The 10101-nt window shown below is 67.1% G+C and carries 11 protein-coding genes and 1 tRNA gene; 4 read left to right on the top strand and 8 right to left on the bottom strand.

What is annotated here, in order from left to right; translation table 11 throughout:
- Positions 1-100: IS3 family transposase (locus AB4Y94_RS17635; protein ID WP_441728809.1), on the top strand; the 100-nt coding region annotated here is incomplete at its 5' end.
- Positions 101-173: 73 nt separating this feature from the next.
- Here the strand turns inward: AB4Y94_RS17635 and AB4Y94_RS17640 are convergent.
- From AB4Y94_RS17640 to gltX, 3 genes are all read right to left on the bottom strand, one after another.
- Positions 174-245: transfer RNA gene (locus AB4Y94_RS17640), tRNA-Gln, on the bottom strand.
- 218 nt (positions 246-463) lie between these two features.
- Positions 464-1414, bottom strand: a complete 951-nt coding sequence (locus tag AB4Y94_RS17645; RefSeq protein WP_441729326.1) for an NAD(P)/FAD-dependent oxidoreductase — start codon at positions 1412-1414, stop codon at positions 464-466.
- A gap of 7 nt (positions 1415-1421) precedes the next feature.
- Positions 1422-2942, bottom strand: coding sequence for a glutamate--tRNA ligase (gene gltX / locus AB4Y94_RS17650; RefSeq protein ID WP_441729327.1), 1521 nt, complete (start codon positions 2940-2942; stop codon positions 1422-1424).
- A 197-nt stretch (positions 2943-3139) separates the two neighbouring features.
- On the opposite strand from gltX, the gene AB4Y94_RS17655 reads away from it, so the two are divergent.
- The gene (locus AB4Y94_RS17655) at positions 3140-4204 is read left to right on the top strand and encodes an aminotransferase class V-fold PLP-dependent enzyme (RefSeq protein WP_441729328.1); all 1065 of its coding nucleotides are present in this window, start codon (positions 3140-3142) and stop codon (positions 4202-4204) included.
- 38 nt (positions 4205-4242) lie between these two features.
- Here AB4Y94_RS17655 and AB4Y94_RS17660 read toward each other — a convergent pair whose 3' ends face one another.
- A complete protein-coding gene (locus AB4Y94_RS17660) occupies positions 4243-4875 on the bottom strand; it encodes a TetR/AcrR family transcriptional regulator (RefSeq protein WP_441729330.1) in 633 nt (210 codons plus the stop codon).
- A gap of 102 nt (positions 4876-4977) precedes the next feature.
- On the opposite strand from AB4Y94_RS17660, the gene AB4Y94_RS17665 reads away from it, so the two are divergent.
- On the top strand, positions 4978-6510 hold the full coding sequence (locus AB4Y94_RS17665; RefSeq protein WP_441729331.1) for an MFS transporter: 1533 nt from the start codon (positions 4978-4980) through the stop codon (positions 6508-6510).
- A 46-nt stretch (positions 6511-6556) separates the two neighbouring features.
- Here AB4Y94_RS17665 and AB4Y94_RS17670 read toward each other — a convergent pair whose 3' ends face one another.
- Genes AB4Y94_RS17670 through AB4Y94_RS17680 form a run of 3 tightly spaced genes read right to left on the bottom strand, consistent with a single transcriptional unit; the run spans position 6557 to position 9552 of the window.
- The gene (locus AB4Y94_RS17670; RefSeq protein ID WP_441729332.1) at positions 6557-7321 is read right to left on the bottom strand and encodes a fumarylacetoacetate hydrolase family protein; all 765 of its coding nucleotides are present in this window, start codon (positions 7319-7321) and stop codon (positions 6557-6559) included.
- Complete coding sequence (locus AB4Y94_RS17675) at positions 7321-8478, bottom strand: branched-chain amino acid aminotransferase (RefSeq protein ID WP_441729334.1); 1158 nt, start codon at positions 8476-8478, stop codon at positions 7321-7323. The genes AB4Y94_RS17670 and AB4Y94_RS17675 overlap by 1 nt, the downstream gene beginning before the upstream one ends.
- Before the next feature lie 9 nt (positions 8479-8487).
- A complete protein-coding gene (locus tag AB4Y94_RS17680; RefSeq protein WP_441729335.1) occupies positions 8488-9552 on the bottom strand; it encodes a 3-isopropylmalate dehydrogenase in 1065 nt (354 codons plus the stop codon).
- Positions 9553-9654: 102 nt separating this feature from the next.
- Here AB4Y94_RS17680 and AB4Y94_RS17685 point away from each other — a divergent pair, with 102 nt between their 5' ends.
- Positions 9655-9906 (top strand): DUF6458 family protein, encoded by a 252-nt coding sequence (locus AB4Y94_RS17685; RefSeq protein ID WP_441729336.1) that lies wholly within the window; start codon positions 9655-9657, stop codon positions 9904-9906.
- Positions 9907-10001: 95 nt separating this feature from the next.
- On the opposite strand, the gene AB4Y94_RS17690 is transcribed toward AB4Y94_RS17685, so the two are convergent.
- The coding region (locus AB4Y94_RS17690; RefSeq protein ID WP_441728809.1) for an IS3 family transposase at positions 10002-10101 on the bottom strand (100 nt) is incomplete at its 5' end.

A 10101-nucleotide genomic window follows, 5' to 3' on the forward strand; every position in this document is an offset into this window, starting at 1 on the left:
CATCACCGAATACATCCACTGGTACAACACCGACCGGATATCGACAAAGCTCGAGGGCCTGAGCCCGGTGCAATACCGAACTCAGGCCCTCGCGGCTTGATCCCCTGCTAACGTCTGAATAACCAGTCCAACTTACGGGGACCAGTTCAGATGAACGGGGGTTTTCCTTAAAGCTGGGGTACCTGGACTCGAACCAAGAACAACTGAACCAGAATCAGCCGTGTTGCCAATTACACCATACCCCAAGGCACATAACCCCCGGCCGGCAATGCGTTGCCAGCGGAAGATCACCGTGGAACAGCATACGACATCTGCGCCCAAGACTCGAACTGAGGAGCTGTCAGCTGTCCGTCGCCACATTTGTCCGCAGCCATTTGCGCGCCGTGACGGCCGCGAAACGCTCATTGCGCCCGCCGCGGCGGCCCGCGCACGCCGGAGAACGCCAAGGCGACAACAGGCTGATCTACAGTGGCCCGAGTAGGTCCCGGTTGATCGCCGCGGCGGCGCGAGCTCCTGAACCGGCCGCGACCATCAGCTGTTCGGCACCCGGCGGGGTGGAGTCGCCGGCGGCATAGAGTCCCGGCACGCTCGTGCGGCCGTACTCGTCGACGACGACCAGGCCCGAGGCATCCGTTGCCGGACCTGAGCCGGCTGCGACGGCGTCGTCGAGGAACTGGATCGCCGGGGTCCAGTGCGGGCGCACGAAGCCGCCACCCCGCGGCACGAAATCGCCGTCGGCCAGTTGCACGCCGGTCATGGCGCCCTGCTCGCCGACGATGTCGAGGATCGGCCGGCGGTCGATACGGATGCCCCGCGCGGCCAGTCCGCGCTCGTCGGCATCCGTCACCGGGCCGATGCCATTGGTGAACACGATCAGGTCGTCAGTCCACTGCGAGAGCAGCACCGCCCGCTCGGCGAGGTCGTCGGTTTCGCCGATCAGCGCAAGGGCGGCGCCCCGTTTCTCGTAGCCGTCGCAGTCGATGCAACTGTGCAGGTTGGTGCCGTACCAGGCGCGGATGCTCGGTAGCGCGGGCAGCGTCTCGACCAGCCCTGTCGCGATCAGCACCGTCCTGGCGGTGATCTCGCGGCTCGGCTCGCCCCGGAGGCCGCGCGTGGTGAGCGCGAACCGCGCGCCCGTGCCCTCGAGGTCGCTCACCGGAAGCACCGTGCGCACCAGCGCGGAATGGAACTCAGAGCCCGGGTACCGTTCGAATTCCTCGCGCCCCAGGTGGCGCAGCTCCAGTGGCGAGATGCCGTCGCGGCTGATGAAGCCGTGTGAGTGCAGCGTGGCCGCGTTACGGGGGCGGTTGCTGTCGATGAGCAGCACCCGCCGGAGCGCGCGGACCAGGCCGAGGCCGGCAGCGAGCCCGGCCGGGCCAGCGCCGATGATCACGGCATCGTACGGCGCGCTCATGACAACATCATGCCGTCAGTGTGCCCGACAGCCGGTCCAGCCTGGCGAGGGATTCGGTCTTGCCGAGGATCTCCATCGATTCGAACAGCGGCGGCGAGACCCGGCGGCCCGAGATCGCGACCCGAAGCGGCCCGAACGCCACCCGCGGCTTGAGGCCGAGTCCGTCGATCAGGGTTTCGGTGAGCGTGGCGTGCACGCCCGCGTGATCCCAGTCGGCGTCGTCGATGGCGGCCAGTGCCGCGACCGAGGCGGAGATGATCTCGGCGCCGTTCTGCGGGAGGGAGGCGAGCGCATCCGCTTCGTGCACAAGCGCGTCGCCGGTGACGAAGAGGAAGCCGAGCATGGCGGGGGCTTCGCCGAGCAGGGCGATGCGCTCCTGCACCAGCGGCGCGGCGGCGGCGAGGATGGACTGCTCGATTTCCGTCAGCGGCTCGCTCACCACGCCGGCCTCGACCAGGTACGGGATGGTGCGCTGGGCGAAATCGGCGACGTCGAGCAGCCGGATGTGGTCCCCGTTGATCGACTCGGCCTTCTTGTGGTCGAACCGGGCCGGGTTCGGGTTGACGTCGACCACGTCGAACGCCGCCACCATCTCCTCGATCCCGAACACGTCGCGGTCGTGGGTGAGCGACCAGCCGAGCAATGCCAGGTAGTTGACCAGGCCCTCGGGGATGAAACCGCGCGCGCGGTGGTGGAACAGGTTCGACTCCGGGTCGCGCTTGGAGAGCTTCTTGTTTCCCTCCCCCATCACGTACGGCAGGTGCCCGAAGCGCGGCACGAATGTGGTCAGCCCGATGTCGATCAGCGCGTGGTAGAGCGCGATCTGCCTCGGCGTCGACGAGAGCAGGTCCTCGCCGCGCAGCACGTGGGTGACGCCCATCAGCGCGTCGTCGACCGGGTTCACGAACGGGTACAGCGGATGCCCGTTGGGACGCACCACGACGAAGTCACTGAACGAGCCGGCCGGGAAGGTGATCTCACCGCGCACCAGGTCGTCGAAGCTGAGGTCTTCGTCCGGCACCTTGAGCCGCAGCGCCGGGGCGCGCCCCTCGGCGCGGTAGGCGGCCTTCTGCTCGTCGGTGAGGTCGCGCTCGAAGTTGTCGTATCCCATCTTCGGGTCACGGCCGAGCGAGCGGTTGCGGGCCTCGATCTCCTCGCCGGTGGCGAAGCTCTCGTAGATGTGGCCGGACGATTTGAGCTGCTCGACGACGTCGCGGTAGATGCCGTAGCGCTCGGACTGCCGGTATGGGCCGTGGGGTCCGCCGGCCTCGATGCCCTCGTCCCAGTCCAGCCGCAGCCAGCGCAACGCGTCGATGATCTGGCCGTAGCTTTCCTCGCTGTCGCGCGCGGCATCCGTGTCTTCGATCCTGAAGATCATGGTGCCGCCGTTGTGCCGGGCGTAGGCCCAGTTGAACAGTGCCGTGCGGATCAGCCCGACGTGCGGGGTGCCGGTCGGCGACGGGCAGAAGCGCACGCGCACGTCGGCGCCGGTCGCTGTGGAAAAGGGGTGTGCAGTGGTCTCAGACATCACCGCCAATTCTATCCGGGCGGGTACGACGCCGCGCGGCCCCGGATCGTCACGTCGTTCCGCCTCGCGCTGAGGATTCCGTCACACGCGGCGGGCAGGCCATCCGCGGCTGCAGGAATCCTCAGCGCGAGCGTGAACCGGGCGAAACTCAACACTGGTCATTGATATCTGGATGCCCGGCGCGGGATGCTGGTTCCATGGCGTCGACGGCTGTCCTCTCCCTCGAAGCGGCCCGGGCCCGGTTCACCGGCGGCCGCGGCTATCTCGCGGCCTGCTCCATGGGCCTGCCGACGCGTGACACCGTCGCGGCGATGACCGCGGATGCCGCAGCGTGGGCGGCCGGGCAGGTCAGTCCAACCGGGTACGGAACCGTTGCGGAGCGGGTGCGCGCCCTGTATGCGGGCATCGTCGGAGTGGGCGTGGACCGGGTCGCGATCGGCTCCCAGGTCTCCGTCATGGCCGCGATGGTAGCCGCCTCGGCGCCCGACGGCGCCGACGTGGTCTGCGTCGACGGGGACTTCAGCTCCATGGTGTTCCCCTTCCTGGCCCAGGGTCATCGCGGCGTGCGGGTTCGCCACCTGCCCCTCGACGGGCTCGCCGCCGGCATCACGGATGCGACATGGCTGGTGGCGTTCTCGCTGGTGCAGTCCGCGACCGGCGAAATCGCCGATGCCGCCTCCATCGCGGCTTCCGCGCGCCGGCACGCCGCCCGCACCTTCTGCGACACCACCCAGGCGGCGGGCTGGTTGCCGGTCGACGCGTCGATGTTCGACGCGACGGCCTGCCACAGTTACAAGTGGTTGTGCGCACCGCGCGGGGCGGCGTTCCTGACGGTGTCCGAGTCGTTCCAGGCTGAACTCCGCCCGGTCCAGGCCGGCTGGTACGCGGGCGACGACGTGTGGGCGTCCTGTTACGGACCCGGCATGCTGCTGGCTCCCGACGCGCGCCGCTTCGACGTCTCCCCCGCCTGGGCGGCATGGCCGGGTGCGGAAGCCGCGCTGTCCCTCTTCGCCGATGTCGACATGACGGAGGTCAGGGACCACGACGTCGGCCTGGGTGACGCCCTCTGCGTGGGGCTCGGCCTGCCGCCGGCCGGGCAGGCCATCGTGACCTGGCCCGATACGGACGGCGACGCGGTGGCCCGACTGACCAGGTCGGGCATCACCGCATCACACCGAGCCGGCCGGGCGCGGGTCGCCTTCCACCTGTGGAACGACACGGCCGACGTGGCCGACGCGCTGCGCGCACTGGGCCGCGGCTAGGTAAATGCCGCGATCGAGGCCGTCGCGGTGATCCCGGGTCAGCGCGGGGCGGCCTGATGCCCCAATCCCACGGCGGGCATCAGCACGCCGTCGATGAGGGAGACCAGGAACTCTCGATCGACGGGTTTCCTGAGGATCAGCACTCGGTATGCCGCCATCGACGGGGAGATGAGCGAGAGCGTGCCGATGTCGCAGTCCGCCGAGATTTCGCCGCGGTCGACGGCCCGCTGCATGAGGATGCGATTGACCGCCACCCGGGGTTCGACGATGGCCGCGTTGGCTGCGTCGGCAAGCTCCGGTGCCCGCGACAGCATCGAGGTCAGGCCCGCCATGATCTGGAGCTTCCTCTCCCCCTCCTCGATCGAGTGCGGTTTGATCATCGCGATGAGGTCGCCACGCAGTGACCCGGTGTCTGGCAGGTGCGCCGGGTCGAGGTCGCCCTTTTTCATGCAGGCAACGGCGTCGATGACCAGTTCGCCCTTTGACGGCCAACGGCGGTAAAGCGTCGCCTTGCCCGCCTTGGCGCGGGCGGCGACCATGTCGATGGTCATGCCGTCATAACCGGTTTCGGCGAGTATCTCCAGCGCCGCATCGAGGATCTCGGGGTCACGCGTATGGTCGCGCTTCCGGCCGAGCTTCGGCGCCACCACGTCAGTGTCGAGCTGCGTCATCGCGTCGATCGTCCGTTTCTGTGAGTGTTGTCATGTTACGGGGTTGTAAATTCAGGAACTATTAAGATCCGGAACTCCACAGTATCGTATAAAGTCGTGTTCATGCCTCAGACTTCTCCCCTTTCTGTGAGCGATGCCGCACTTCCGACCGCCCCGTCCCGCCGTTGGTGGACACTGTCGGTCGTTGCCCTCGCCCAGCTCATGGTGGTGCTGGACTCGACCGTCGTCAACATCGCGTTGCCATCCGCCCAGGCCGACCTCGGCTTCTCGAACGGCGAACGCCAGTGGATCGTCACCGCGTATTCGCTCGCTTTTGGCAGCCTCCTGCTGCTCGGTGGACGCCTGTCAGATCTGATCGGCCGCAAGAAAACGTTCATCATCGGGTTGATCGGCTTCGCGGTCGCATCGGCGATCGGTGGTGCCGCGGGCAGCTTCGGAATCCTCGTCGGGGCTCGTGCCCTGCAGGGCGCGTTCGGTGCGCTGCTCGCCCCGACCGCACTCGCCGTGCTGACGACGACGTTCACCATTCCCAAAGAACGCGCCCGTGCCTTCGGTGTGTTCGGGGCGATCGCGGGCGCCGGCGGAGCCATCGGCCTTCTTCTGGGCGGCTACCTCACTGAATACTTCGACTGGCGCTGGAACCTCTACACCAACGTGTTCATCGCGATTGTCGCCGTCGTCGGCGCCGCCGTTTTCGTGAGCAATGCGAAACGCGCCGGTCCGCGCCCCAAGCTGGACATCCCGGGAACCGCGCTGGTCTCCGGCGCGCTCTTCGGCCTGGTCTACGGCTTTTCGAACGCAGAGACCGACGGCTGGGATTCGCCACTGACGTGGGGGATGCTCACGGCCGCCGGCCTGCTGCTGATCGCATTCGTGCTGTGGCAGCGCCGGGCCAGGCATCCGCTTCTCCCCCTCTCGATCGTGCTCGACCGCAACCGGGGGGCGGCCTACATCTCGGTGCTGATCGCCGGTGCCGGCATGTTCGGGATCTTCCTGTTCGTCACCTATTACCTGCAGACGTCCCAGCACTACACGCCGATCCAGACCGGGCTCTCTTTCCTGCCCATGATCGGGATGCTGGTACTTGCGGCGCAGCTGTCCACGAACCTCTTCGTCCCGCGATTCGGGCCGAAGGTCATGGTTCCGTTCGGGATGTCGCTGGCCGCCATCGGGATGGTCTACCTCACCCACCTGGGTCTGGACAGCACCTACGCTGCGGACATCCTGCCACCGCTGATGATCCTCGGCTTCGGGATGGGATCGATCATGCCCGCTTCGATCCAGACGGCCACCCTCGGCGTCAACGGCCACTTCGCCGGCGTCGCCTCCGCCATGGTCAACACCAGCCAGCAAGTCGGCGGATCCATCGGAACCGCCCTGCTGAACACACTGGCCGCGACCGCCGCGACCGATTACGTGGCGTCGCACCTTCCGGCTTCGGCCGCGGTGGCTGCCGAAGCGGCAGTCCATAGCTACGCGACGGCGTACTGGTGGGGTGCGGGATTCTTCGCCTTCGGCGCTGTCCTCGCTGCGCTGCTCTTCCGGCGACTCGGGAACGGCATTTCGCTGGCGAACCCCCACGCCACCACGCCCGTGTGGGACGCGGATGAACGCGAGTCGGCCACGATCCGCTAGCCACGTGCCGAATACGGCGCGCCGTACTGGGCACGCCGTACTACGCTCAGGGGCGCCGAACCGGGTTGGAAAGCACACCGATCCCGGCGATCTCCACCGCAACCGTGTCGCCGTCCACCAGCGGCCCAACCCCGGCCGGCGTGCCGGTGAGGATCACGTCGCCGGGGAGCAGTGTGAACACGGCTGACGCGTACGCGATGATGTCAGCCACGCCGTGGACCATGTCACCGAGCTTCCCGGCCTGCCGTTCCTGACCGTTCACCCGCACGACGATGGAAGCGTCGGCACCGGGCGCGTCGGTCTCGATGGCCGGACCGAGCGGGCAGAACGTGTCGAAGCCCTTGGCGCGAGCCCACTGGCCATCGCTTTTCTGCAGGTCGCGCGCGGTCACATCGTTGGCGACGGTGTAGCCGAACACGTAGTCGAGCGCACTGTCGGCCGGCACCGACTTGGCGATCTTGCCGATCACGATGGCCAGTTCACCCTCGTGCTCCACCTGGGAGCTCTGCGGCGGCAACACGATTGTGTCATTCGGCCCGATCACCGAGGTGTTGGGCTTGAGGAACAGCAGTGGTTCCGTCGGCGCCTCCCCTCCCATCTCGTTGGCGTGGTCGCGGTAGTTCTTCCCGACAGCCACCACCTTGGAACGGGGGATCACCGGGGCGAGCAGCTTGGCATCCGCCAGGGACACCCTCTCCCCCGTGGTGTCGAAGCCGGCGAACATCGGGTCGCCTTTCAGCACCACCAGCTCCGTTCCGTCGACGATGCCGAACGAGATGGCGCCCTCGTGGCTGAACCGTGCAATCTTCATCAGGCGTCCAGCCTGGTCAGCCAGCCGTGCCGGTCGGGCAGTCGGCCGTACTGGATGTCGGTGAGTTCCTTGCGGAGCGCCAACGTGACTTCACCGGCCGGGGCGTCGGGATCGCCGATCTGCACGTTGTTGCCCTTGAGAACCGAGATTGGCGTGATCACTGCCGCGGTACCGCAGGCGAACACCTCGGTGATGTCACCGGATGCGACACCGTCACGCCACTCGTCGATGGTCACGTCGCGCTCTTCCACGGTCATCCCACGGTCCCGCGCCAACTGGAGGATGCTGTCCCGCGTCACGCCCTCGAGGATGGTGCCGGTCAGCCGCGGGGTGACCAGCGTGCCCCCGCCGGACCCGTCGCCGTGGACGAACATGACGTTCATGCCGCCGAGTTCGTCGATGTGGCTGCCGGTCTCGCCGTCCAGGAACAGCACCTGGGCGCATCCGTTCTCGTAGGCCTCCATCTGCGGAAGCAGCGACGCGGCATAGTTGCCGCCGCACTTGGCCGCGCCGGTGCCACCGCGCCCGGCGCGCGAGTACTCTGTCGACAGCCAGATCTTGACCGGCGCGACACCGTCGGCGAAGTATGCGCCAGCCGGGCTGGCGATGACCATGAAGCTGACCCGGTTCGCGGCTCGCACGCCGAGGAACACCTCGTTGGCGATCATGAACGGGCGGATGTACAGGCTGGTCTCGCCGCCGCTCGGCACCCAGTCGCCGTCGACAGCGACGATCTGCCTGATCGCCGCGATGAAGTCATCCACCGACAACTCGGGGAGCGCCAGGCGCCGGGCCGACCGCTGCATGCGCTCGGCGTTCTTATCCGGGCGGAACGTCCAGATCGAGCCGTCGGTGTGCCGGTAGGCCTTCAGGCCCTCGAAGATCTCCTGGCCGTAGTGCAGCACCGACGACGCCGGGTCGATCTGCAGCGGCCCGTACGGGGTGACCCTGGCGTCGTGCCACCCCTCCTCGACGGTCCAGTCGATCGTCACCATGTGGTCGGTGAAGTGCTTGCCGAAGCCGGGGTCGGCAAGGATCGCGTCACGTTCCGCCTCGGCGCGGGCGTTGGGCGAGGGTGTGAGCGCGAAGCTCAGCGGGAACTGCTGGGCATCCGCGCCGCCCGCTGCGTCTGTTTCGATGGTGGTTCCGTGGCTCATGGGAGTCCCTTATCTCGAGAGGAGGGTCACAATGGCATCGCCGACGCTGGCGGTGCTTCGTGGCGCCGTGGTGTTGGTGGTGCGTGCCGCGATGTCGGCGGTGACTGCCGCGCTCACTCGCGCCGCAGCATCCGTCAGCCCCAAATGGTCCAACAGGAGTGCGACGGAGAGGATTGCCGCGGTGGGGTCCGCCAACTGTTTGCCGGCGATGTCCGGCGCCGAGCCGTGTACGGGTTCGAACATGCTGGGGAAGCGGCCGTCCGGATTGATGTTGCCGGAGGCGGCCAGCCCGATGCCGCCGGTGATTGCCGCGGCGAGGTCGGTGAGGATATCGCCAAAGAGGTTGTCCGTGACGATGACGTCAAATCTACCCGGGTCGGTGACCAGGAAGATCGTCGCGGCGTCCACGTGCAGGTAGTCGACGGTCACCGACGGGTATTCGGCCGCAACGGATGTGACGGTGCGGTGCCACAGGCTGCCCGAGAACACGAGGACGTTCGTCTTGTGCACCAGGGTGAGCTTCTGCCGCGGGCGGTTGGTGGCCACCTCGAAGGCGTGTCGCACCACGCGCTCGACGCCGTAGGCCGTGTTGACGGAGACCTCGTTGGCGACCTCGTGCACGGTCCCCTGGCGGATGGCGCCGCCGTTGCCTACGTACGGGCCCTCTGTGCCCTCCCGGACCACGACGAAGTCGATGTCGCCGGGGGCGGCCAGCGGGCTTGCGACCCCCGGGTGGAGGACGCTGGGGCGCAGGTTCACGTAGTGGTCGAGGGAGAACCGGAGCTTCAGCAGCAGGCCGCGCTCAATGTTCGCGTTCGCCAGCCGCGGGTCGCCGGGCAGGCCGCCGACCGCGCCGAGCAGGATCGCGTCCTGCGCACTGATCGCGGCCAGGTCTTCGTCGGTGAGCACGTCGCCGGTCTCGAGGTATCGTCCGGCGCCGAGCGAGAACTCGGTTTTGTCGAACGTCACGTCATCCGCTGCTGTAACGGCGTCCAGCACCTTGACCGCTTCCGCGATGACTTCCGGGCCGATCCCGTCGCCGGGGATGATCGCGAGCTTGATTTGGCGGGACATGCGGCTCCGTGGGGTGTGAGATTTGTCGGTAGATAAACCCTACTGCGACCCAGAGTGTGCCTAAGCTGGACAAAACCTGACAACCGAACGAAAGCAGTGGTTATGAGTCTTGGATTAGGAATTTTCCTCTTCGTTGTCGGCGCGATCCTGGTCTGGGCGTTGAACTTCAGCGTCGACTGGATCGACCTCGACCTCGTTGGCTACATCCTGATGGGCGCGGGCGTTGTCATCATCATCCTCGGTATCGTCCTCATGACGCGCAGGCGGAACAGCGTGAGCACCACCCGCAGCGTGGTCGACCCGGTCAACGGCGAGGCGGTCACCCGCCAGGAACGCTCGATCGACGACATCTAAATCGTCTCAATCGTCCCCGACATATCGGAAGGGCCCCCGGGAGTGATGAACTGGTCCCCGTAAGTTGGACTGGTTATTCAGACGTTAGCAGGGGATCAAGCCGCGAGGGCCTGAGTTCGGTATTGCACCGGGCTCAGGCCCTCGAGCTTTGTCGATATCCGGTCGGTGTTGTACCAGTGGATGTATTCGGTGATG

It is taken from the genome of Glaciibacter sp. 2TAF33, assembly GCF_052114945.1.
In the GTDB taxonomy this organism is placed as follows: Bacteria; Actinomycetota; Actinomycetes; order Actinomycetales; family Microbacteriaceae; genus Cryobacterium.

What these genes read in the sequence shown, in the direction of transcription:
- AB4Y94_RS17680 (WP_441729335.1), bottom strand. Translation starts at nt 9,552, where the DNA reads ATGTCCCGCCAAATCAAGCTCGCGATCATCCCCGGCGACGGGATCGGC.
- AB4Y94_RS17685 (WP_441729336.1), top strand. Translation starts at nt 9,655, where the DNA reads ATGAGTCTTGGATTAGGAATTTTCCTCTTCGTTGTCGGCGCGATCCTG.
- AB4Y94_RS17645 (WP_441729326.1), bottom strand. Translation starts at nt 1,414, where the DNA reads ATGAGCGCGCCGTACGATGCCGTGATCATCGGCGCTGGCCCGGCCGGG.
- AB4Y94_RS17675 (WP_441729334.1), bottom strand. Translation starts at nt 8,478, where the DNA reads ATGAGCCACGGAACCACCATCGAAACAGACGCAGCGGGCGGCGCGGAT.
- AB4Y94_RS17655 (WP_441729328.1), top strand. Translation starts at nt 3,140, where the DNA reads ATGGCGTCGACGGCTGTCCTCTCCCTCGAAGCGGCCCGGGCCCGGTTC.
- AB4Y94_RS17665 (WP_441729331.1), top strand. Translation starts at nt 4,978, where the DNA reads ATGCCTCAGACTTCTCCCCTTTCTGTGAGCGATGCCGCACTTCCGACC.
- AB4Y94_RS17660 (WP_441729330.1), bottom strand. Translation starts at nt 4,875, where the DNA reads ATGACGCAGCTCGACACTGACGTGGTGGCGCCGAAGCTCGGCCGGAAG.
- AB4Y94_RS17670 (WP_441729332.1), bottom strand. Translation starts at nt 7,321, where the DNA reads ATGAAGATTGCACGGTTCAGCCACGAGGGCGCCATCTCGTTCGGCATC.
- gltX (WP_441729327.1), bottom strand. Translation starts at nt 2,942, where the DNA reads ATGTCTGAGACCACTGCACACCCCTTTTCCACAGCGACCGGCGCCGAC.